Raw genomic sequence first — 21,103 nt, forward strand, 5'->3', positions numbered from 1 at the left:
CATGACGCCTTTACCTTACTTTCTCGGTTGCCCGTCCTGGAGTGAAAACGCCTGGCGCGAGTACCTATACCCCGCCGACGCCAGACCCAGCGACTTTCTCGGCCTCTACTGCCAGGTGTTCAATGCGGTGGAGGGCAACACCACATTCTATGCGCGCCCCGCGCCCGCCACCCTCGAACGCTGGGCGCAGATCATGCCCGCGCACTTTCGCTTCACCGCCAAGTTCCCCGGCGACATCAGTCATGCAGACGACCTGCGTCAGCAATGCGTGGCCGCGCAAACCTTCATCAACCTGCTCAAGCCGCTGGGCGCCCGTGTGGCGCCCTACTGGTTGCAGCTGCCTGCCAGCTTCGGTCCGGCACGCCTGGGCGAGCTGGTGGCGTTCATCGACGAGGTGGACGTGCCGCTGGCGGTGGAGGTGCGCAACAAGGCCTTCTTCGCCAAGGGTGAGGAGGAACGTCTGCTCAATCGGCTGTTGCTCGATCGCGGCGTCGAACGCATCTGCCTGGACCCGCGTGCCCTGTTCAGTTGCACCTCGCGCGATCCGGGCGTGCTGCATGCCCAGTCCAAGAAACCGCGGGTGCCGCCACGCCCTGCCGCCTTCAGCCAGAGCCCGCAGGTGCGCTTCATCGGCCACCCGGAACTGGCGGCCAACGAGCCGTTTCTGCTGCCGTGGCTGGACAAGGTCGCGGCCTGGATCGAGGAGGGGCGCACCCCGTACGTTTTCCTGCATACTGCCGACAACCGCCTGGCAGCCGCGCTGGCGCAGCGTTTTCATCAGGGCCTGATGGAGCGCCTGCCCGGCTTGCCGGCCTTGCCTGAACTGCACAGGGCGCCCGCAGCCGAGCAGCTTGGCCTGCTCTGACCGCCCCGTACCGCCTGCTCTGGAGTCGTGATCATGGATGTGCAAACCCTGCGTGCCGAAGCCTTCAAGGCGCTGCATGAACGTGATGGCGCCTTTGTCATCCCCAACCCCTGGGATGCAGGCTCGGCCAAGCTGCTGGCCAGCCTCGGCTTCGAGGCGCTGGCCACCACCAGCGCCGGCCTGGCGTTCTCGCTGGGGCGCCCCGATGCCGAAGGCGCCATGAGCCTGGAGGAAACCCTGGGCAACGCGCGCAGCATCGTCGATGCCACCGCTCTGCCGGTGGCTGCAGACCTCGAGAACGGCTTCAGCGATACGCCCAAGGGCTGCGCCGAGGCCATCCTGCAGGCCGCCGCTGTGGGGCTTGTAGGCGGCTCCATCGAGGATGCCAGCGGCAACCCGCAAGAGCCGATCTATGGCTTTCATCAGGCAGTGGAGCGCGTCGAGGCAGCCGTTGCGGCGGCGCGCAGCCTGGAGTTCCCGTTCACCCTGTGTGCCCGCGCCGAAAACCTGCTGCACGGGCGCCTGGACCTGGACGACACCATCAAGCGCCTGCAGGCCTTTGCCGAGGCCGGTGCCGATGTGCTGTACGCGCCGGGCTTGCGCAGCGCCGAGGAGATTCGCCAGGTGGTGCAGGCCGTGGCGCCCAGGCCGGTCAACGTGCTGATGGGGCTGAGCGGGGTGGACCTGAGCGTAAGCGACCTGCAGGCGCTCGGGGTCAAGCGCATCAGCGTCGGCTCGTCGCTGGCGCGTGCGGCCTACGGCGCATTCTTCCACGCCGCCGAACGGATCCAGCAGCAGGGCCGCTTCGACTATGCCGAACAGGCGCTGCCGTTCGACCAGCTCAACCAGTTGTTCAGGCGCTGATCGTCCATGCGGGGAGTGGGCATTTTCCTGGTGATAGCGATGGCTGCGGGGTTGGTGGCCTGGCAACAGGGCTGGCGCCTGCCGGCTGCCTGGAACCCGTGGGCGGTGCTGGACGTCAAGGCGCCCCCGAACCTGCTGACCCCCTACAAGCTGAGCCGCCTGCAGGATGACCCCAGGCTTTGCGAACAGGCCCTGGCCACCTCGACGCTGCGCTACAGCAAGCAGGCCGACAGCGCGCCAGATGTGGCCTGCCCGCTGCACAACGTGGTGCGGGTGCAGGGCTCGGGCGTGCGCCTGAGCAGCAGTTTTCTGGCCAGTTGCCCGGTGGCGGTGGCCTTCGCGCTGTTCGAGCGCCACGGCCTGCAACCGGCCGCGCAGCGTGCATTCGGCCAGGCGGTGGTGCAGGTCGATCACCTGGGCAGTTTTGCCTGTCGCAATATGTACGGGCGCAAGGAAGGGCGGCGCAGCCAGCATGCCAGCGCCAATGCGCTCGACATCGCCGGGTTCAGGCTGGCCGATGGGCAGCGCATCGAGGTGCTGCGCGACTGGCCGGGTGAGGGGGTGAAGGCAAAGTTTCTACGCGAGGTGCAGGCTGGCGGCTGCGACAGTTTCAACACGGTGCTGGGGCCTGACTACAACGCTGCCCACCGCAACCACTTCCACCTGGATATGGGCTTCTGGCAGATCTGCCGTTAGGCGGCGATGCGCACGTTGTTCAGTACCACCGGACGGGCCCAGCTGAGGTCGAACTCCAGCTCCGACTGCTGCTTGAGCAGCGTGGCCTGGTCGAACGGCTCCGGCGCCGGGTCGAGCAGGCTGGCTTCCAGCTCCGCGATCGGCAGGTGCAGCGGGTAGGGTTGCGGCGCCGGGCCTGGCTGCGGCAGCGGATGACCCTGGCTCATCACCACCGGGCGCACCCAGTTGTTGCTGATGTCCAGCTGGCGCTGCTGCTCCACCAGTTCCAGCGCGCTGAATGGCGGCGCAGGCTTGTCCAGCAGGTCCAGTTCGAATTCGGCAATCGGCAGGAACAGCGGCTCGGGCGGGGCGACGATGGTGTCGTGCACGTCGCACAGGCGCTGGCTGTGGATCTGCGCCAGGGTCTGGCTGCCGGCAATCGGTTCGCCGGTGACGGTGTCGACCTCGGGGACCGCCAGCTGACCTTCCTGCGCACCTTCACCCTGCTGCTCTGCCAACGCCTGGGCAAAGAAGTCCTGCCACAGGTGGCTGACGCCGCCGAGGGTCTGGGTGTTGTGCCGGGCAAAGTCGCCGACGGGCGACAAATAACCGGAAGGGAGCTGAAGAATGTCTGACATGGCAGTCGAAGGCTGTCCGGGTCTGGCAAAATAGCGATTACTGCGGTTATCGGCACAGGCCGGCAATCATTTAATTTTTTTGTGTGGGGAAGGTGAGCGGTGGAGCAACTGGCGGACGGCGGTATCCGGGTCGAGGCGTTGGCTGCCGAGTATCAGGCACAGGCCGAGCACTGGGCGGTGCGCCTGGGCTTGCCGCTGCAGGATGCGTCGGCGGCCTTTGCCGTGCAGGTGGGCGAGACCGGCCTGCAGATCCAGCAGTTGGGCCCGCAGGCACCGGGCCCGGTGCGGGTGGATTTCGTCGAGGGCGCGGCGGCCCATCGTCGGGTGTTCGGCGGGGGCAGCGGGCAGATGATCGCCAAGGCGGTCGGCATCGCTCAGGGCGTGCGTCCACGGGTGCTGGATGCCACGGCAGGGCTGGGCAAGGACGCCTTCGTGCTGGCCAGCCTGGGCTGCCAGATGCAACTGATCGAGCGCCAGCCGCTGGTGGCGGCGCTGCTCGAGGATGGCCTGGCGCGTGCGGCAGCGGATGCCGAGGTGGGGCCCATCGTGGCCCGCATGCAGCTGCTGGCAGGCAACTCCATCGAGCGCATGCGCGACTGGCAGGGCGAACCGCCGCAGGTGATCTACCTCGATCCGATGTTCCCGCACCGCGACAAGAGCGCCCTGGTGAAAAAGGAGATGCGCGTGTTCCGCCCGCTGGTGGGCGATGACCTGGATGCCCCGGCACTGCTGGAGGCCGCCCTGGCCCTGGCCAGCCACCGGGTGGTGGTCAAACGCCCGCGCAAGGCGCCGATCATCGACGGGCCCAAGCCCAGCCATAGCCTGGAAGGCAAGTCGAGCCGCTACGACATCTACCCCAAGAAAGCCCTCAAGCCCTGACTAGGGGCGGTAGGCCCGTAAAAACACCGCCACCACGTCCTGCACATGTGCCTCGGCAGCCTCGGCGTCCAGCGCCGGGGAGTAGCCGAGCAGCAGGCGATAGTTCGGCGCCCCCTTGAGCAGGCAGAAGAAGTGCTCGGCCGCCCTGGCCGGCTGCTCGATACGCAGCAGACCATGCTGGTCGACGCGCTGCAGCAGTGCCTCCATCTCGCGCAGCACGCGCAACGGGCCGGCTTCGAAGAAGATCTGGCTGAGCTTGGGGTCCTGGGTGCCCAGGGCCATGATCAGGCGGCTGAGCTTGACCGATTGATCGCTGTTGATCAGCGCCTGGAAGCCGCGCCCGATGTTCAGCAGGACCTGCTCCACCGACGTGCCTTCGGTCAGTTCGAAGAACAGTTCGGGCAACTGGGCCGTGCAGGTGGCCACGATCGCCGAGGAGAACAGTGTCTCCTTGTCGTTGAAGTGGCTGTAGACCGTCAGTTTCGAAACCCCTGCCGCATTCGCGACCGCATCCATGCTGGTGTTGGCGTAACCGTGGGTGAGAAACAGGGCTTTGGCCGCCTCGAGGATGGCCTGGCGCTTGGCGAGGTCCTTGGGCCGGCCGGGGCCGTTGGGGGCGCTGGTTTCGTTTGGCATGAATGACACGTACAGGTTCGTTAAGGGGTACAGGGTACACCGTGGTCACCGCCTGGGGGCTGCAATCTGCGCTTTGAACGCCTATCAGCGCCAGTGATGGCGGGTGGAAGTGGCTATTTCGGCTCCACGGAGGGCCCAAGCGGCAGGTCCAGGTGTCAGTTCGGTGCGTGCGACGACCCTGAAATTTCTGTCCGACAATCGCTTCCCGGCGCCGTTGCGCTGATTTACTATACCCGCCGGTATAAATATTAGATGCGCTACTCACGGAAGGTTCTCGATCATGTTGCGCCATGCCTTGCCCCTTGCATTCCCGCTTACCCTTGCCTTGCTGCTGAGCGGCTGCGGGCAGGAGAGTCCCCCGCCAAGCACCCTGCGCCCGGCCATGGTGGTGCAGCCGCAGCTGTCCACGGCGGCGGTCGACAGCTACCCCGGCGAAGTGCGCGCCCGGCTCGAGCCGGAGTTGGCGTTTCGTATTCCCGGCAAGGTCAGCAAGCGCCTGGTGGAGGAGGGCCAGCGGGTCAAGGCCGACCAGCCATTGGCCGAGCTCGACCCGCAGGACGTGCGCCTGCAGCTGGAGGCCAGCCGCGCGCAGATGGCAGCGGCCCAGGCCAACCTGAGCCTGGTCAAGGCCGAGCGCGACCGCTACCAGACCCTGCTGGAACGCCAGATGGTCAGCCGCTCGCAGTTCGACAACGCCGAAAACCTGTACCGCGCAGGCCTGGCGCGAGCCAACCAGGTGCGCGCAGAATTCGATGTGGCCGGCAACCAGGCCGGCTATTCGGTGCTGCGCGCGCCACAGGACGGGGTGGTGGCCAAGCGTCAGGTCGAGGTGGGCCAGGTGGTGGCTGCCGGGCAGACCGTGTTCACCCTGGCCGCTGATGGCGAGCGCGAGGTGCTGATCAGCCTGCCGGAGCAGAACTTCGGGCGCTTCAAGGTCGGCCAGCCGGTGTCGGTGGAGCTGTGGTCGCAACCGGATACGCGCTTCGAGGGTCGCATCCGCGAGCTGTCGCCGGCCGCCGACCCCCGTTCACGTACCTTCGCTGCGCGCATCGCGTTCGCGGCCGGCAAGGTACCCGCAGAACTGGGGCAGAGCGCACGGGTGTTCATCCAGCACGCCGAGCAGGTGCCGCTGGCGGTGCCGCTGTCGGCCCTGAGCGCCGAGAACGGCCAGACCTACGTGTGGCGGGTGGAGCCTGACAATACGCTCAAGCGCACCGTGGTGCGGGTTGGCGCCTACGGCCAGGCCAGCGTGCCGGTGCTCGAAGGCCTCAAGCCCACCGATTGGGTGGTGGCGGCTGGCGGCCATGTGCTGCACGAGGGGCAGCAGATACGACCGGTGGACCGGTCCAATCGCGTGGTGAATCTGGCGGCCAAGGAGTAAGTCCCGATGGGTTTCAACCTTTCCGCCTGGGCGCTGCGCAATCGCCAGATCGTGCTGTTCCTGATGGTGCTGCTGGCCCTGGTCGGCACGCTTTCGTATACCAAGCTGGGCCAGAGCGAAGACCCGCCGTTCACCTTCAAGGCCATGGTGATCAAGACCAACTGGCCGGGGGCGAGCGCCGAGGAAGTCTCGCGCCAGGTCACCGAACGCATCGAGAAGAAGCTGATGGAGACAGGCGAGTACGAGAAGATCGTCTCGTTCTCGCGCCCTGGTGAGTCCCAGGTCACTTTCATGGCCCGCGACTCGATGCATTCCAAGGATGTTCCCGAGCTGTGGTACCAGATCCGCAAGAAGGTCGCGGACATTCGCCACACCTTGCCGCCGGGTATCCAGGGGCCGTTCTTCAACGACGAGTTCGGCACCACGTTCGGCAATATCTATGCACTGACCGGTGAAGGCTTCGACTACGCGGTGCTCAAGGACTACGCCGACCGCGTGCAGATCCAGCTGCAACGGGTAAAGGATGTGGGCAAGGTCGAGCTGCTCGGCCTGCAGGACGAGAAGATCTGGATCGAGCTGTCGAACCTCAAGCTGGCGACCCTGGGCCTGCCGCTTGAAGCTGTGCAGCAGGCGCTGGAGGAACAGAATGCGGTGACCACCGCAGGCTTTTTCGAAACTCCCAGCGAGCGCCTACAACTGCGCGTGAGCGGGCGTTTCGAGACGGTGGAGCAGATCGAGCAGTTCCCCATTCGGGTGGGCGAGCGCACCTTCCGTATCAGCGATGTGGCCGATGTGCGCCGCGGTTTCAACGATCCGCCCGCGCCACGCATGCGCTTCATGGGCGAAGACGCCATCGGCCTGGCGGTATCGATGAAGGCCGGTGGTGACATCCTGGTGCTGGGCAAGGCCCTTGAGGTCGAGTTTGCCCGTATCTCGGCCAATCTGCCGGCCGGCATGCAGCTGCGCAAGGTGTCCGACCAGCCGGCCGCCGTGAAAACCGGGGTAGGCGAGTTCGTGCAGGTGCTGGTGGAAGCACTGGCCATCGTGCTGCTGGTGAGCTTCTTCTCGCTGGGCATGCGCACCGGCCTGGTGGTGGCGCTGGCGATTCCGCTGGTGCTGGCGATGACGTTTGCCGCGATGTATTACCTCGGGATCGGCCTGCACAAGATTTCCCTGGGGGCGCTGGTGCTGGCGCTGGGGCTGTTGGTGGATGACGCGATCATTGCGGTGGAGATGATGGCGATCAAGATGGAGCAGGGCTTCGATCGCTTCAAGGCCGCCAGCTACGCCTGGACCAGCACCGCCTTCCCGATGCTCACCGGCACCCTGATCACCGCGGCGGGCTTTCTGCCGATTGCCACGGCGCAGTCGGGCACGGGCGAGTACACCCGCTCGATCTTCCAGGTGGTGACCATTGCCCTGATTGCCTCGTGGATCGCCGCCGTGGTGTTCGTGCCGTACCTGGGCGAGCGGCTGCTGCCAGACCTGGCCAAGCTGCACGCGGCCAAGCACGGCACCACCGATGGCGCCACCGACCCCTATGGCACGCCGTTCTACCAGCGTGTACGGCGGCTGGTGGGCTGGTGCGTGGCGCACCGCAAGACGGTGATCGTGGCGACCCTGGGCCTGTTCGTGCTCAGCGTGCTGTCGTTTCGCTTCGTGCCCCAGCAGTTCTTCCCGGCCTCCGGACGGCTGGAGCTGATGGTCGACCTGAAGCTGGCCGAGGGCGCCTCGCTGAGCAACACCGCCGAGCAGGTCACGCGCCTGGAGGCCCTGCTCAAGGAGCGCGCCGGCATCGACAACTATGTGGCCTACGTGGGCACCGGCTCGCCGCGCTTCTACCTGCCCCTGGACCAGCAGTTGCCGGCGACCAGCTTCGCCCAGTTCGTGGTGCTGGCCAAGACCATCGAGGAGCGCGAGGCGCTGCGCAGCTGGCTGATCGAGACCCTGAACGAGCAGTTCCCGGACCTGCGTTCGCGGGTCACGCGCCTGGAAAACGGCCCGCCCGTGGGCTACCCGGTGCAGTTCCGGGTCACCGGCGAGCACATCGAGGAGGTGCGTGCACTGGCGCGCAAGGTGGCGGCCCGGGTGCGCGAGAACCCGCATGTGGTGAACGTGCACCTGGACTGGGAAGAGCCGAGCAAGGTGATCTACCTGAGTATCGACCAGGACCGTGCCCGGGCCCTGGGGATCAGCACCGCGCACCTGGCCAAGTTCCTGCAAAGCTCGCTGACCGGTTCGTCGGTCAGCCAGTTCCGCGAAGACAACGAGCTGATCGAGATCCTGCTGCGCGGCACGCGCCAGGAACGCACCGAGCTGACCAACCTGTCGAGCCTGGCGGTGCCCACCGAGAATGGGCGCAGCGTTGCGCTGTCGCAGGTGGCGACGCTGGAGTACGGCTTCGAGGAAGGCATCATCTGGCACCGTAATCGCCTGCCGACGGTGACGGTACGTGCCGACATCTATGGCAAGGAGCAGCCGGCGACCCTGGTCAAGCAGATACTGCCGACCCTGGAGCCGGTGCGTGCCGAGCTGCCGGATGGCTACCTGCTGGAAGTGGGCGGTACGGTGGAGGACTCGACCCGCGGGCAGAACTCGGTGAATGCCGGGGTGCCACTGTTCATCGTGGTGGTGTTGAGCTTGCTGATGGTGCAGTTGCGCAGCTTCTCGCGCACGGTGATGGTGTTCCTCACCGCGCCATTGGGGCTGATCGGGGTGGTGCTGTTCCTGATGGTGTTCCGCCAGCCGTTCGGCTTCGTGGCGATGCTGGGCACCATTGCGCTGTCGGGGATGATCATGCGCAACTCGGTGATTCTGGTGGACCAGATCGAGCAGGACATCGCGGCCGGGCTGGACCGTTGGCAGGCGATCATCGAGGCCACGGTGCGGCGCTTCCGGCCGATCGTGCTGACCGCGCTGGCGGCGGTGCTGGCGATGATTCCGCTGTCGCGCAGCGTGTTCTTCGGGCCGATGGCGGTGGCGATCATGGGCGGGCTGATCGTGGCCACGGCGTTGACGCTGCTGTTCCTGCCGGCGCTGTATGCGGCGTGGTTCAAGGTGCGCAAGCCCTGAGAAGGCGTTCGCCGGCAAGGCCGGCTTCTACGGGGGCACTGCGCATCCTGTAGGAGCCGGCCTTGCCGGCGAAGGGCCCTAGAGGGCGCCGAAGACCTTCTTGGCCAGGCTGGTAGCCGCGGCCGCCGGGTTCTGGCGGATCGTCGCTTCCTGCTTGCCGATCATCTCGAACAGGCCATCCAGCGCCTGCTCGGTCACATAACCCTCGACGTTGGCGTTCTTGCTGTCCAGCAGGCCCAGCGACGAGGCCTGCCCGGCAAAGCTGTTGTACTGCTTGGCCAGGCCGACCTGGTCGGTGGCCTGCTTGACGATGGGCAGGAACTTGGCACGGATCTGCTCGCGGCTGGTCTTGTTCAGGTACTGGGTGGCCGAATCGTTGCCACCGCTGAGAATACCCTTGGCGTCGGCCACGCTCATCTTCTTGACCGCATCCACCAGCAACGCCTGGGCCTGCGGTACTGCCGCCTCGGCCGCCTTGTTCATGCTGGCCTCGAGCTGGTCGACCTCGGCGCCCATGCCGAATTTCTTCATGGCCTTGGCAGCCTTGCCCAGGTTGCCCGGCAGCTCGATGCGCACGTCCGGGTTGTTGCTGAAGCCGCCTGGGGTGCCCAGTTGCTTGACGGCAATCTGCGCACCCTGGGTCAGGGCATCCTTGAGGCCCCCGGTGGCGTCCTTCTGCGACAGGTCGCCGAGTGACAGCGCCAGCGCACTGGCCGACAACAGCAGGCCGGCACACAGGCCGGTAAAGGTAAGAGCAGGGCGGAACATGGCAGCATCCTTATCCAAAGGCAAAAAGGGGATCAGCGAACGGCGTCGACCTTGATTCGTACAGGCTGGGCGTCGCTACCGTCCAGCTGCACGCCGTGGTGTTCGGTGTTGATGAACAGCAGCTTGCCGTCCAGCTCGATGCGCGCGCTCACAGCATAGCGGTGGCCCGGCTTGACCTGTGCCGGGTCGTAGCTCAGGTGAAACGGCAGGGGCACCTGGCCTTTTACCGGGCCGCTCTGGTTGGCCAGGGTGACGGCTGGCGCATCGGCCAGCGACACGTCCTGCAGGCTGACGCTCAGGGTGGCTGCCGGTGGCAGGGCGATGCGCTGCAGGTAGAACACCTCGCCGTCCAGGCTGGCCTTGGAGGGTGACGGGGTGCTGCTGCAGGCGGCCAGCAGGCTGCCCAGCACAGCCAGGGTCAATTTCTTCATCGTGTACTCCTGTTCAGACTTGTTGCTCGGTGTGTTCGGTGGTTTCGTCGCTGCGCTGCAAGGCCACCTGGCGGATCGACAGGCGCACCTCGGCCGACAGCACGCGCTTGGCGGCGCCTTCGGCCAGCTCGCTGAGTTTTTCATGGTAGCCGAGCTTGCCCGCCGCATCCGGGCGCAGCACGCCCTGTTCGATCTGGGTCTGGATGAAGTGGCGGAACAGGCTCTTGTCGAAGAATTCCGGGGCGTTCAGGCCATGCAGGATCGACAGGCGCTGGGCCATGACCACGCACAGGTCTTCCAGCTCTTCGGCGCTGAGGGTGTGCTGGCCGCTGTTGAGCAGCAGCGCGGTGGCCATGTAGAAGCGCTGCAGGGTCTGGGTGATGGCCCGCGCCAGCAGGGTCAGCAGCACGAACTGGCGCGAACTCGGGGCCGGGCGCAGGTACACGCCGTTCTCGAAACGCAGCAGGCCCTGTTCGACGAATGCCTCCAGCCACTGGTCGATCACCCCGTCGAGCTCCTGGGCATCCCAGCGGATGAACAGCTCCGACTGCAGATACGGGTACAGCGCGTGGGTGTAGCGGCCGATCAGTTCGCGGCTGATGCGCGAGCTGCTCTGGAAGAAGCTCGCCAGCAGCGCCGGCAGGGCGAAGATGTGCAGTACGTTGTTGCGGTAGTAGGTCATCAGTACCGCGTTGTTTTCATCCAGGTACAGGATGCGCCCCAGCGCGTCCTGCTGCTCGGCCAGCAGGTCCATGCCGCGCACGTGGCCGATCAGCGCCAGGCCGTCGCCTTCGGGCAGGGTGGTATGGGCCGAGTAGGGCACCTGGCGCAGCAGCGCCAGGTACAGGTCCAGTACCCGCGCCAGGGCGCGTTCGTCCAGGGCCAGGCGGCTGGTGGACAGCAGCGCCAGGGCCACTAGGTTGACCGGGTTGATCGCGGCGGCCTCGTTCAGGTGCTGCGCGACCTTCTCGCCCAGGCGCGAGGTGGTTTCGTTGAGCCAGGCCGGGCGGAACTGCGGGCTGTGGTCCTGTTCGCGCCAGCCCGGTTGCTGCTGGTCGAGGAAGCTGGCCAGGCGGATCGGCTCGCCGAAGTTCACGGCCACCTGGCCGAAGCGCTGCTTGAGCGCGCCGATGACCTTGAAGATGTCGAAGATCGATTCCTTCTTCTTGCTCGCCCCGCGCAGCTCGCCCAGGTAGGTGCGGCCTTCGAGCACGCGCTCGTAGCCGATGTACACCGGCACGAACACGATCGGGGTGCGCGAGGAACGCAGAAAACTGCGCAGGGTGATCGCCAGCATGCCGGTCTTGGGCTGCAGCATGCGCCCGGTGCGCGAGCGCCCGCCCTCGACGAAGTACTCCACCGGGAAGCCCTTGGTGAACAGGGTGTGCAGGTACTCGTTGAACACCGCGGTGTACAGCGGGTTGCCCTTGAAGGTGCGGCGCATGAAGAACGCACCGCCGCGGCGCAGCAGGCTGCCGATCACCGGCATGTTGAGGTTGATGCCGGCGGCGATGTGCGGCGGCGTCAGGCCGTTGCGAAACAGCAGGTACGACAGCAGCAGGTAGTCGATGTGGCTGCGGTGGCAGGGCACGTAGATCACCTCGTGCCCCGGCGCGATGCCTTGCACCTGTTCGATATGGTTGACCTTGATGCCGTCGTAGATCTTGTTCCAGAACCAGCTCAGCACCACTTCGAGGAAGCGGATGGCGGTGTAGGTATAGTCCGAGGCGATCTCGTTGCCATAACGCAGGGCCTGAGCCTCGGCCTTGGCCAGCGGGATGTTCTCGCGCTGGGCCTCGTCGCTGATGGCCTGGCGTACCAGCGGGTCGTGGATCAGGCCCTTGACCAGGTTGCGCCGGTGCGAGATGTCGGGGCCGATGACGGCGGTCTTGAGGTTGCGAAAATGCACCCGCAGCAGGCGCTGGGCCATGCGCACGGTGCGTTCGTGGCCCTTGTTGTGCTCGACCAGCTCACGCAGATGGATCGGCGCGGAAAACTGCACGCGGGTCTTGCGCCCCAGGATCAGCACGGTGAGCAGCCGGCGCAGGCGCCCGGTGACGGCCCAGCTGTCGGCGAACAGCAGCTTCCACGGGCTCGATTCGCTGGCCGGCGACTGGCCCCAGAACACGCTGACCGGAATGATCTGCGCGTCCTGTTCGGCGTGCTGGCTGACCAGGTTGACCAGGCGCGTCAGCGTCGGCGGTGCGCCGCGCTTGTCGTGGCGGCCCAGCCAGTCGGGTTCGGGGGTCAGGTAGAAGAACGCCGCCGGCTCCATCACCGGGCCTACCGCCACGGGCAGCACCGGGCGCGGAAGCCCGGCTTTGGTGCATTCGCGGTCGAGCACGGCCAGATCGGTGAGCGCGGGTGATTGCAGCACGTAGAACACCGGACGGCTGCGGTCCAGGTTCAGCGAGAAGGATGACTGGTTGATGGTTTCGGAGCGCACCCACAGGTACAGCAGTCGGCGCAGGGCGCCGAAGATCAGACGGCGCAAGGGGGAACGGGTCATTCGGTAGGTGCCCTGGGTAATGGGATTCGAGCAGATGCTCGGTAGGTTAGTGTGCCGTATCCGCGCAAGTTCAGCAAAAAGCGCCCCGGTCATGAAAATTGTTGAATGGCTGCGTTATAGTCGGTCCGCCACTTGCAGGACAAATCCGCAAGCGGCGTAGGTGGGGCCTGGTGAGGCCCTGCCGACAAGGCGATTCCAAAATAAAAATCCGGAGTAGTTCAGATGTCGTCTCGTGAGACTGGAAGTGTGAAGTGGTTCAATGACGCCAAGGGATATGGCTTCATTCAGCGTGAGGGCGGTGCGGATGTGTTCGTGCATTACCGCGCGATCCGCGGTGAAGGGCATCGCACCCTGCTGGAAGGGCAACAGGTCGAGTACAACCTGACCCAGGGCCAGAAAGGCCTGCAGGCCGAAGACGTAGTGGGGCTGTAAAGCGGCAGGCGCCAGCCTTGCTGGCGATGGGCTGCGCAGCAGCCCCTTGGCCCGGCGATGCCGGGCTTCGCCAGCAAGGCTGGCGCCTAAGCAAAGCCGGTCAACGGCTCAACTGGTACGCCAGGTGATCTCTTCCTCGCCATCGGCGCTGATGCGGATCCAGCGGTCGGCGTCTTCTTCACCTTCCTCTTCCACCCAGCTACCCGGCGCGCAGCGTACTTCGACATTGAGTGCGGCGAATGCGGCGCGGGCGCAGGCGATGTCGTCCTCCCACGGGGTCTGGTCGCTTTCCAGGTACAGGCTGTTCCATTTGCCCACAGCCTTGGGCAGCCAGGTAACAGGTACGTTACCGGCCTTGCACTTGTAGGTCTGGCCCTTCTGCTGCCAGTCGCTGCACGGGCCGAGGGCCTGGCCCAGCCAGGCGGCGATCTGCTTGTGATCGACGTCGGCGTCCTTCAGGTAAATCTCGATATCGGGTTGGCGCATGGGGCTCTCCGGGTGCGGCTCAGTCTTGGCGCACAAAGTAATCGTAACGCATCGATACCGTCACCTCTAAGGGCTCGGGGTGATCGATGACGGCCGCGCGTCTTTCTGCGCTGGCGCGCCAGCCATGGGGGGTCATGGCCAGCAGGTTGGCGCGGTCGGCCGGGGCCGCCAGGCTCAGGCGAAACTCCAGCACTTCGCCGTGGGCGTGGTGCATGCCCTCGGGCACCAGGGCCAGGTGCTTGTCGTCGGCATAGTCGCGCACTTCATCGTACAGCCGTTCGCGCAGCTCCATCAGGTGACCGCGGGTGGGGCCGACCCGCATCAGGCCGCCGCCGGGGCTGAGCAGGCGCCTGGCTTCCTGCCAGTCCAGTGGGCTGAACACGCTGGCCAGGAACTGGCAGCTGGCATCGGCCAGTGGCACCCGGGCCATGCTCGCCACCAGCCAGGTGAGTGCCGGGTTGCGCCGGCACGCACGCTTGACCGCCTCGCGGGAGATGTCCAGGGCATAGCCGTCGGCCTGGGGCAGGGCGTCGGCCAGTTGCGCGGTGTAGTAGCCTTCGCCGCAACCGATGTCCAGCCAGCGCGCGGGGGCGCGCTCGGCCGCAAGCTCGGCCAGGCGCCGTGCCACCGGGGCGTAGTGCCCGGCATTGAGGAAGTCGCGACGTGCCTCGACCATGGCCTGGTTGTCGCCAGGGTCACGGCTGTTCTTGTGCTGCACCGGCAACAGGTTCAGGTAGCCCTGGCGCGCCCGGTCGAAGCGGTGCCCGGCAGGGCAGCCGACACCGTTGTCCAGGGCGCCGAGCGCGGCGCTGCAGATGGGGCAGATGAGCATCAGGCGAGCAACCGGGTCAGGGTCTGGTAGTAGATCTCGCTCAGCACGTCCAGGTCGCTGGCCAGGACCCGCTCGTTGACCTGGTGAATGGTGGCGTTGACCGGGCCCAGTTCGACCACCTGGGTGCCCAGGGTGGCGATGAAGCGCCCGTCGGAGGTGCCGCCGCTGGTGGAGGCCTGGGTGTCGCGGCCAGTCACGGCCTTGATGCTGGCCGACACCGCGTCGAGCAGGTCGCCCGGTTCGGTGAGGAACGGCAGGCCCGACAGCGCCCAGTCCACCTGCCAGTCCAGGCCGTGCTTGTCGAGGATCGCCGCCACGCGGGCCTGCAGCCCTTCGACGGTCGACTCGGTGGAGAAGCGGAAGTTGAACAGTGCGGTCAGCTCGCCTGGCACCACGTTGGTGGCGCCGGTCCCCGAGTTGAGGTTGGAGATCTGGAAGCTGGTGGGGGGAAAGAAATCGTTGCCCTCGTCCCAGTGCTCGGCGGCCAGTTCGGCCAAGGCCGGGGCGGCCAGGTGGATCGGATTCTTAGCCAGGTGCGGGTAGGCCACGTGGCCCTGCACGCCACGCACGGTGAGCCTGGCGCCAAGCGAGCCGCGACGGCCGTTCTTGACCACGTCACCGACCAGGGTGGTGCTCGACGGCTCGCCGACGATGCACCAGTCCAGGCGTTCGTTGCGCGCCGCCAGGCGTTCGACCACGGCCTTGGTGCCGTGATGGGCCGGGCCTTCCTCGTCGCTGGTGATCAGGTAGGCGACCTTGCCCTTGTGGTTCGGGTAGTCGGCGACGAAGCGCTCGGTGGCCACGATCATGGCGGCCAGGCTGCCCTTCATGTCGGCCGCGCCGCGCCCGCAGAGCATGCCGTCGGCGTCGATCAGGGCGTCGAACGGGTCGTTGGCCCAGGCCTGCACCGGGCCGGTGGGCACCACGTCGGTGTGGCCGGCGAAGCACAGTACCGGGCCGTCGTCGCTGCCGTGGGTGGCCCAGAAATTGTCGACGTCTTCGATGCGCATCGGTTCGAGCATGAAGCCGGCATCGCCCAGGCGCTGCATCATCTGTTTCTGGCAGTCGAAGTCCAGCGGGGTCACCGAGGGACGACGGATCAGGTCGCAGGCCAGTTCAAGGGTAGGCGAGAGGTCGGCTGGGGCCGTCATGAAGGACTCCGGGGTGCAAGGCTGGGGCAAAAAGAAGGGGCGTTATCTTATAGCAAAAGTGCGGGGAAGGGACTGTGGATCTGTGCTGTCTGTGCGGGCCTATCGCGGGTCAAGCCCGCTCCCACAAGGTACTGCGCAATCCCTGTGGGAGCGGGCTTGGCCCGCGATGGCGGTTTATCAGGCGGCAGGTGCGGGCTGCGTGACATCCGCAGGCTTGGGCAGCGACGACAGCATGGCCATGATCAGCGCCGCCAGGTACGGCAGCGACTGCACCAGCAGCATGGTCACCCAGAAGCGCATGTCGTTGCTCGGCAGGCCCTGCACCAGGTAGATGCCCAGCGCCGCGCCCCACAGCAGCAGCATGATGAACAGCTCCTCGCGGGCCTCTGCCAGTGCCACCAGCAGCCCGTGGCTGTCGGCGTTCTTCGGCGTGCGGAAGAACGGAATGCTGCTGGTGAAGAACCCGTACAGCACCGCCTTGGCAATGGTGTGCGACAACGCCAGCCCTGCCAGCGCCGCCGAGAACGCGTCCTTGAGGTTGACCCCTACCGCGCGGCGGTACAGGAACACGATCTTGCCCACCTTGAACACGAACAGCGCCAGCGGCGGGATCGCGAAGATCAGCAGCGGCGGGTCGACCCGCTGCGGCACGATGATCATGGCCGCCGACCACAGCAGCGCACCCACGGTGAAGAAGATGTTCATGCCGTCGGCGATCCACGGCAGCCAGCCGGCCAGGAAGTGGTAGCGCTGGCCGCGGGTCAGCTGGGTGTCCTTGCCGCGCAGCAGGCTGGAGGTGTGGCGCTTGATGATCTGGATCGCGCCGTAGGCCCAGCGAAAGCGCTGCTTCTTGAAGTCGATGAAGGTGTCGGGCATCAGGCCCTTGCCGTAGCTCTCGTGGGAATAGGCCGCCGAGTAACCCTTCTCGAACACGCGCAGGCCCAGTTCGGCATCTTCGCAGATGCACCAGTCGGCCCAGCCGAGCTCTTCGAGCACCGAACGCCGGGTCATGGTCATGGTGCCGTGCTGGATGATTGCGTCACGGTCGTTGCGGGTGACCATGCCGATATGGAAGAAGCCCTTGTACTCGGCGTAGCAGAGCTTCTTGAAGGTGCTTTCGTTCTGGTCGCGGTAGTCCTGCGGCGATTGCACCACGGCGATCTTGGGGTCGGCAAAGTGCGGCACCATGTGCTTGAGCCAGTTGCGGTCGACACAATAGTCCGAGTCGATCACCGCGATCACTTCGGCGTCCTTGGCGGTGTGCGGGATCAGGTAGTTCAGGGCGCCACCCTTGAAGCCGGCCAGCGGTGCCACATGGAAGAACTTGAAGCGCTCGCCCAGCAGCTCGCAGTGGGCCTTGAGCGGCTCCCACACGGCCGGGTCCTTGGTGTTGTTGTCGATGATCAGCACTTCGAAGTCCGGGTAGTCCAGCGCCGCGAGGGCATCGAGGGTCTGCTTGACCATCTCCGGGGGCTCGTTGTAGCACGGCACATGCACCGACACCTTGGGCCGATAGGCGCTGTCGGCCTCCACCGGCAGGAACAGCCGGCGGCGCTTGTGCGTCCATACCGCCTCGGCCAGTTCATGGGCCTCGGTCAGGAGCACGATGAACACTCCCAGCGCGCCGAGCGCCAGCAGGAAACCCACGGTGAGGCTGAACCAGGTGCTGTACTGCTGGCTGTAGTCATAGCCGATCCATACCAGCACCGAGCCGCACAGGAACGCGATGAAGGTCAGGAAGGTGCGCCCGCGCTGGCGCAGCGCCGAGCCGTCGATCAGCAGCAGGGTCAGCGACAGCATCGCCAGCACCACCGAGCCCACGGCCAGCACGCGCCACTGCGGAATGGCCACCACCGGGCCCTCGAAGTTGAATTTCTGCTGGCGCGCGGCATTGAACACGCCCCAGTAGGCGCCCACCGAACCTTCGTCACTGGCTTTCCAGGGCTGGTCGTAGGCTTCGATCACGAAGTAGTTGTAGCCCTGGCGGTTGAGCAGGTTGACCAGGCTGCGCAGGTAGATGGCCTGATCCGCCTGGGTGGCGTCGGCACCGCCGCGCATGCGGCCATTGCTGGGCCAGCCGACCTCGGACAGCAGCAGCGGCTTGCGCGGGAACAGTTGCTTGAGCTCGCGGGCGCGGTCGAGCACGAACTGCTCGGCCTGGCTCACCGGGATGAATTCCCAGTAGGGCAGGATGTGCGCGGCGATCAGGTCGGCGTGCCCGGCAAGCTCGGGGTTTTCCTTCCAGATGTGCCACTGTTCGCTGGTGGTGACCGGCACCTTCACTGCGGCGCGCACGCGGTCCATGTAGTCCATCAGGGCCTGGGGGGTGACCTCTTCGCGAAACAGCGCCTCGTTGCCGACCATCACCCGCACCACGCTGCGCGAGGTGTTGGCCAACTGGATGGCGGTCTCGATTTCGCGCTCGTTGCGTTCCAGGTCGGGGCTGATCCACACACCCAGGGTCACGCGCAGGCCGAACTCTTCGGCCAGACGCGGGATCAGCGCCTGGGTGCCTTCCACCGTATAGATGCGGATGCTGTCGGTCAGCTTGCTCAGTTGCTCGAGGTCTTCGCGCAGCTCGGCTTCGGTCGGGTACTGGCCCTTTTGCGGGCTTTCGCCCAGGCGAAAAGGCGAATACGAGAAGCCGGAGATCTGCTCCGGCCAGTCGGGGGCGGACACCGGGCGGTTGATCAGTGCCCAGAACCCGGTGAATAGCGCGGCAATCGCCATGACGACCACCAGGTTGATACCAAATTTACGCGATGACATAGATATTTCGGGTTCCGAAAAGTGGAACGGGCAAGCGCCGGCGGGCACGGATCCTACGCACCAGGCAGGTAGCGTGGTATAGGAAACGGGTGCATGTAGCGCTTGGATTTTCCTCAGATGCTGAAGTTCTGAAGCCCGTACAATTGCCGTCCAAAGCAGGGTTTGCACCGGTCATTAAAGCAGGGTTGGCGCCAGGTTTACCAATTCATGGCAATCAGTGCGTCGGTTGCGGGCTGTCATCCTGCGTTGTGGGGCCTATAATGCGCGCCGGTTTTTTCAGGGTTGGGCCATGAGTACAGAAGATCCACGCTTTGCCGGTGTTGCCCGGTTGTATGGCCAGCAGGGCTTGCAGCGCCTGCGCGAGGCGCATGTGGCGATCGTCGGCATCGGCGGTGTCGGCTCGTGGGCGGCCGAGGCCATGGCCCGCAGCGGCGTTGGCGAAATTTCGCTGTTCGACCTGGATGACGTGTGCGTGAGCAACACCAATCGCCAGTTGCATGCGCTGCAGGGCAACGTGGGCAAGCCCAAGGTCGAGGTGATGGCCGAGCGCCTGCGCGCAATCAACCCGGACTGCAAGGTGCACGCGGTGGTGGACTTCGTCACCCGCGACAACCTGGCCCAGACCATCACCGACCATATCGACTGCGTGATCGACTGCATCGACAGCGTGATGGCCAAGGCTGCGCTGATTGCCTGGTGCAAGCGGCGCAAGATCCAGGTGATCTGCACCGGCGGTGCGGGCGGGCAGCTCGACCCCACGCAGATCCAGGTGGCCGACCTCAACCGCACGGTCAATGACCCACTGGCCTCCAAGGTGCGTTCGACGCTGCGCCGCGACCACGGGTTTTCGCGCAACGTGAGCCGCAACTACGGGGTGCCGTGCGTGTTCTCCACCGAGCAGTTGCGCTATCCGCTGCCCGATGGCGGTATCTGCCTGCAGAAGAGCTTCGTCGGGGACGGGGTCAAGCTCGACTGCTCGGGCGGTTTCGGCGCGGTGATGATGGTGACGGCGACCTTCGGCATGGTGGCTGCCAGCAAGGCCGTGGAGAAACTGGTGGGTGGCAAGCGCCGCCCGGCCGATCGCGTAGCGGCTCAGGCGCCGGCGGCGAGCTGAGCCATGCGCCGCAGCACGGCGTTCAGGCCGTTGCTGCGGGACGGCGAGAGCTGTCGTCCAAGGCCCAGGGCGGTGAACCAGGCGGGCAGGTCCAGCTGCTGCAGCTGGCTGCCGGTCAAGCCGTCGGCCCGCACCAGCAGCAGCGCCAGCAGGCCGCGCAGCAGCCGCGCATCGCTGGCGGCCTTGAAGTGCCAGCGACCGTCGGTTTGTTCGGCCACCAGCCACACCTGACTTTCGCAACCGTGCACGCGGTTGGCCTCGCACTGCTGCGTCGCGTCCAGGGGGGGCAGGCGCTCGCCCCATTGCATCAGCAGGCGGGCGCGCTGCTCCCAGCCGGCAGCCTGTTCGAATACATCCAGCGCCTCGCGGGCGGCGTCGGGCAGGCTCATCGCAGCAGCTCCAGGGCCTGGTCCAGGGCGCTGAAGAAGCGCTCCAGGTCGTGGGAATCGTTGTACAGCGCCAGCGACACGCGGATCGCGCCATCCAGGCCCAGGCTGTTGACCAGCGGCATGGCGCAGTGATGACCGGCCCGCACGGCGATGCCCTGTTCGGTCAGCAGGTGCGCAAGGTCGGCATTGTGCACGCCCTCGACCACGAAGCTGGCCAGGGCCAGTTGCGGCACGCCCAGTATCCGCACCCCTTCACGATCGTTGAGGCCGCGCAGCAGATGGCGGTGCAGGGCGGCTTCATGTTCGACCACGCTGGTGGCGTCGAGGCTGGCCAGGTAATCCAGGCTGGCACCCAGCCCGATCACGCTGGCGATCGGCGGCGTGCCGGCCTCGAAACCCAGCGGGGCGGCGCGAAAGCTCGACTGCTGGTAGCCGGCCAGTTGCACCATCTCGCCGCCGAACTGCCAGTGACGCAGCAGGCCCAACGCCTCGCGGCGCCCATAGAGCACGCCAAGGCCGTCCGGGCCATACAGCTTGTGACTGGAAAACACATAGAAGTCGCAGCCCAGTTGCTGTACATCGTGACGCCCGTGCACCACGCCCTGGGCGCCATCGACCACGCTGAGGGCGCCCTGGGCGCGGGCGTGGTCGAGCAACGGTTGCAGCGGCTGCCAGGTGCCGAGCACATTCGACAACTGGCTCACCGCCAGCACGCGGGTACGCGGGCCGATCAGTTGCAGGGCCGCCTCCAGGTCGATATGCCCGTTGGCGTCGAGGGGCAGGATCACCAGCCTGAGGCCGCGGCGCTGGGCCAACTGCTGCCAGGGCAGCAGGTTGGCGTGGTGCTCCAGGGCGCTGACGGCGATCTCGTCGCCCGCCTCCAGGCGCCATTCCAGGCCATAGGCCAGCAGGTTGAGCGCCGAGGTGGCGCCATGGGTGAACACGATCTGCTGCGCATCGGCGGCATTGAGCCAGGCGGCGACTTTTTCGCGGCTGGCCTCGAAGGCCTGGGTGGCGAGTGCGCCGGGCAGGTGCTGGGCCCTGTGCACGTTGGCCGCACCCTGGGTGTAGTAGTGGCTCAGGGCGTCGAGCAGGTGCTGGGGTTTCTGCGTGGTGGCAGCGCTGTCCAGGTAGGTCTGGTGCTGGCGTTGCAGGGCGGCGATGGCAGGGAAGTCTGCGCGCCAGGGAGAGGGCTGGAACATGATGTGTAGG

At 66.2% G+C, this 21,103-nt stretch carries 19 protein-coding genes; 8 read left to right on the forward strand and 11 right to left on the reverse strand.

Going from position 1 to position 21,103, the window contains the following annotated elements; all coding sequences use genetic code 11:
• Window position 1 precedes the first annotated feature (1 nt).
• The 3 genes from B4I46_RS13180 to B4I46_RS13190 are packed head-to-tail and all read left to right on the forward strand — an operon-like array spanning window position 2 to window position 2,425.
• On the forward strand, window positions 2-865 hold the full coding sequence (locus B4I46_RS13180) for a DUF72 domain-containing protein (RefSeq protein ID WP_104571835.1): 864 nt from the start codon (window positions 2-4) through the stop codon (window positions 863-865).
• Window positions 866-898: 33 nt separating this feature from the next.
• Window positions 899-1,729: an isocitrate lyase/PEP mutase family protein gene (locus B4I46_RS13185; protein ID WP_043863228.1), complete on the forward strand. Its 831-nt coding sequence runs from the start codon at window positions 899-901 to the stop codon at window positions 1,727-1,729.
• Between the two features lie 6 nt (window positions 1,730-1,735).
• Window positions 1,736-2,425: an extensin family protein gene (locus tag B4I46_RS13190; RefSeq protein WP_104571834.1), complete on the forward strand. Its 690-nt coding sequence runs from the start codon at window positions 1,736-1,738 to the stop codon at window positions 2,423-2,425.
• Here B4I46_RS13190 and B4I46_RS13195 read toward each other — a convergent pair.
• On the reverse strand, window positions 2,422-3,042 hold the full coding sequence (locus tag B4I46_RS13195; RefSeq protein ID WP_043863230.1) for a hypothetical protein: 621 nt from the start codon (window positions 3,040-3,042) through the stop codon (window positions 2,422-2,424). The genes B4I46_RS13190 and B4I46_RS13195 overlap by 4 nt on opposite strands.
• Before the next feature lie 99 nt (window positions 3,043-3,141).
• Between B4I46_RS13195 and B4I46_RS13200 the strand changes: the two genes are divergently transcribed.
• Window positions 3,142-3,921, forward strand: a complete 780-nt coding sequence (locus tag B4I46_RS13200) for a class I SAM-dependent methyltransferase (protein WP_043863231.1) — start codon at window positions 3,142-3,144, stop codon at window positions 3,919-3,921.
• Here the strand turns inward: B4I46_RS13200 and B4I46_RS13205 are convergent, their stop codons facing one another.
• Window positions 3,922-4,557 (reverse strand): TetR/AcrR family transcriptional regulator, encoded by a 636-nt coding sequence (locus B4I46_RS13205; RefSeq protein WP_043863232.1) that lies wholly within the window; start codon window positions 4,555-4,557, stop codon window positions 3,922-3,924. It lies immediately after the preceding gene.
• A 280-nt stretch (window positions 4,558-4,837) separates the two neighbouring features.
• Between B4I46_RS13205 and B4I46_RS13210 the strand changes: the two genes are divergently transcribed.
• Window positions 4,838-5,938, forward strand: coding sequence for an efflux RND transporter periplasmic adaptor subunit (locus B4I46_RS13210; protein ID WP_043863233.1), 1,101 nt, complete (start codon window positions 4,838-4,840; stop codon window positions 5,936-5,938).
• Between the two features lie 6 nt (window positions 5,939-5,944).
• Window positions 5,945-9,010 (forward strand): efflux RND transporter permease subunit, encoded by a 3,066-nt coding sequence (locus tag B4I46_RS13215; RefSeq protein ID WP_043863234.1) that lies wholly within the window; start codon window positions 5,945-5,947, stop codon window positions 9,008-9,010.
• Between the two features lie 78 nt (window positions 9,011-9,088).
• On the opposite strand, the gene B4I46_RS13220 is transcribed toward B4I46_RS13215, so the two are convergent.
• Genes B4I46_RS13220 through plsB form a run of 3 tightly spaced genes read right to left on the reverse strand, consistent with a single transcriptional unit; the run spans window position 9,089 to window position 12,718 of the window.
• Window positions 9,089-9,778 (reverse strand): DUF4197 domain-containing protein, encoded by a 690-nt coding sequence (locus tag B4I46_RS13220; RefSeq protein ID WP_043863235.1) that lies wholly within the window; start codon window positions 9,776-9,778, stop codon window positions 9,089-9,091.
• A gap of 32 nt (window positions 9,779-9,810) precedes the next feature.
• Window positions 9,811-10,209, reverse strand: coding sequence for a YbaY family lipoprotein (locus tag B4I46_RS13225; protein ID WP_043863236.1), 399 nt, complete (start codon window positions 10,207-10,209; stop codon window positions 9,811-9,813).
• Window positions 10,210-10,222: 13 nt separating this feature from the next.
• On the reverse strand, window positions 10,223-12,718 hold the full coding sequence (gene plsB / locus B4I46_RS13230) for a glycerol-3-phosphate 1-O-acyltransferase PlsB (protein ID WP_058541480.1): 2,496 nt from the start codon (window positions 12,716-12,718) through the stop codon (window positions 10,223-10,225).
• Window positions 12,719-12,940: 222 nt separating this feature from the next.
• On the opposite strand from plsB, the gene B4I46_RS13235 reads away from it, so the two are divergent.
• Window positions 12,941-13,150, forward strand: a complete 210-nt coding sequence (locus tag B4I46_RS13235; RefSeq protein WP_038996759.1) for a cold-shock protein — start codon at window positions 12,941-12,943, stop codon at window positions 13,148-13,150.
• A 108-nt stretch (window positions 13,151-13,258) separates the two neighbouring features.
• Here B4I46_RS13235 and B4I46_RS13240 read toward each other — a convergent pair whose 3' ends face one another.
• From B4I46_RS13240 to B4I46_RS13255, 4 genes are all read right to left on the reverse strand, one after another.
• Entirely contained in the window at window positions 13,259-13,636 is a 378-nt protein-coding gene (locus B4I46_RS13240) for a hypothetical protein (RefSeq protein ID WP_043863238.1), read from the reverse strand.
• A 19-nt stretch (window positions 13,637-13,655) separates the two neighbouring features.
• Window positions 13,656-14,468, reverse strand: coding sequence for a putative RNA methyltransferase (locus B4I46_RS13245; RefSeq protein WP_054915009.1), 813 nt, complete (start codon window positions 14,466-14,468; stop codon window positions 13,656-13,658).
• Window positions 14,468-15,619: a succinyl-diaminopimelate desuccinylase gene (dapE, locus tag B4I46_RS13250; protein ID WP_286900598.1), complete on the reverse strand. Its 1,152-nt coding sequence runs from the start codon at window positions 15,617-15,619 to the stop codon at window positions 14,468-14,470. Before dapE ends, B4I46_RS13245 begins: the two co-directional genes overlap by 1 nt.
• A gap of 177 nt (window positions 15,620-15,796) precedes the next feature.
• The gene (locus tag B4I46_RS13255) at window positions 15,797-18,388 is read right to left on the reverse strand and encodes a glycosyltransferase (protein WP_043863241.1); all 2,592 of its coding nucleotides are present in this window, start codon (window positions 18,386-18,388) and stop codon (window positions 15,797-15,799) included.
• Between the two features lie 289 nt (window positions 18,389-18,677).
• Here B4I46_RS13255 and tcdA point away from each other — a divergent pair, with 289 nt between their 5' ends.
• Complete coding sequence (tcdA, locus tag B4I46_RS13260; protein ID WP_058541484.1) at window positions 18,678-19,502, forward strand: tRNA cyclic N6-threonylcarbamoyladenosine(37) synthase TcdA; 825 nt, start codon at window positions 18,678-18,680, stop codon at window positions 19,500-19,502.
• On the opposite strand, the gene B4I46_RS13265 is transcribed toward tcdA, so the two are convergent.
• Both B4I46_RS13265 and B4I46_RS13270 read right to left on the reverse strand, forming a co-directional pair.
• Window positions 19,481-19,891 (reverse strand): SufE family protein, encoded by a 411-nt coding sequence (locus tag B4I46_RS13265; RefSeq protein WP_286900600.1) that lies wholly within the window; start codon window positions 19,889-19,891, stop codon window positions 19,481-19,483. The two genes, tcdA and B4I46_RS13265, sit on opposite strands and share 22 nt — an antisense overlap.
• Window positions 19,888-21,093, reverse strand: a complete 1,206-nt coding sequence (locus B4I46_RS13270) for a cysteine desulfurase (protein ID WP_210014270.1) — start codon at window positions 21,091-21,093, stop codon at window positions 19,888-19,890. The genes B4I46_RS13265 and B4I46_RS13270 overlap by 4 nt, the downstream gene beginning before the upstream one ends.
• Window positions 21,094-21,103 lie beyond the last annotated feature (10 nt).

Source organism: Pseudomonas sp. UBA7500, assembly GCF_002478435.1.
Classification (GTDB): Bacteria; Pseudomonadota; Gammaproteobacteria; order Pseudomonadales; family Pseudomonadaceae; genus Aquipseudomonas; species Aquipseudomonas palmensis.

Bases quoted from the DNA above. Each gene is read 5' to 3' on its own strand.
- B4I46_RS13265 (WP_286900600.1), bottom strand. From the start codon at position 19,891: ATGAGCCTGCCCGACGCCGCCCGCGAGGCGCTGGATGTATTCGAACAG.
- B4I46_RS13270 (WP_210014270.1), bottom strand. From the start codon at position 21,093: ATGTTCCAGCCCTCTCCCTGGCGCGCAGACTTCCCTGCCATCGCCGCC.
- B4I46_RS13225 (WP_043863236.1), bottom strand. From the start codon at position 10,209: ATGAAGAAATTGACCCTGGCTGTGCTGGGCAGCCTGCTGGCCGCCTGC.
- B4I46_RS13215 (WP_043863234.1), top strand. From the start codon at position 5,945: ATGGGTTTCAACCTTTCCGCCTGGGCGCTGCGCAATCGCCAGATCGTG.
- B4I46_RS13220 (WP_043863235.1), bottom strand. From the start codon at position 9,778: ATGTTCCGCCCTGCTCTTACCTTTACCGGCCTGTGTGCCGGCCTGCTG.
- B4I46_RS13180 (WP_104571835.1), top strand. From the start codon at position 2: ATGACGCCTTTACCTTACTTTCTCGGTTGCCCGTCCTGGAGTGAAAAC.
- dapE (WP_286900598.1), bottom strand. From the start codon at position 15,619: ATGACGGCCCCAGCCGACCTCTCGCCTACCCTTGAACTGGCCTGCGAC.
- B4I46_RS13205 (WP_043863232.1), bottom strand. From the start codon at position 4,557: ATGCCAAACGAAACCAGCGCCCCCAACGGCCCCGGCCGGCCCAAGGAC.
- B4I46_RS13185 (WP_043863228.1), top strand. From the start codon at position 899: ATGGATGTGCAAACCCTGCGTGCCGAAGCCTTCAAGGCGCTGCATGAA.
- B4I46_RS13255 (WP_043863241.1), bottom strand. From the start codon at position 18,388: ATGTCATCGCGTAAATTTGGTATCAACCTGGTGGTCGTCATGGCGATT.
- B4I46_RS13240 (WP_043863238.1), bottom strand. From the start codon at position 13,636: ATGCGCCAACCCGATATCGAGATTTACCTGAAGGACGCCGACGTCGAT.
- B4I46_RS13195 (WP_043863230.1), bottom strand. From the start codon at position 3,042: ATGTCAGACATTCTTCAGCTCCCTTCCGGTTATTTGTCGCCCGTCGGC.
- B4I46_RS13235 (WP_038996759.1), top strand. From the start codon at position 12,941: ATGTCGTCTCGTGAGACTGGAAGTGTGAAGTGGTTCAATGACGCCAAG.
- B4I46_RS13245 (WP_054915009.1), bottom strand. From the start codon at position 14,468: ATGCTCATCTGCCCCATCTGCAGCGCCGCGCTCGGCGCCCTGGACAAC.
- plsB (WP_058541480.1), bottom strand. From the start codon at position 12,718: ATGACCCGTTCCCCCTTGCGCCGTCTGATCTTCGGCGCCCTGCGCCGA.
- B4I46_RS13210 (WP_043863233.1), top strand. From the start codon at position 4,838: ATGTTGCGCCATGCCTTGCCCCTTGCATTCCCGCTTACCCTTGCCTTG.
- tcdA (WP_058541484.1), top strand. From the start codon at position 18,678: ATGAGTACAGAAGATCCACGCTTTGCCGGTGTTGCCCGGTTGTATGGC.
- B4I46_RS13190 (WP_104571834.1), top strand. From the start codon at position 1,736: ATGCGGGGAGTGGGCATTTTCCTGGTGATAGCGATGGCTGCGGGGTTG.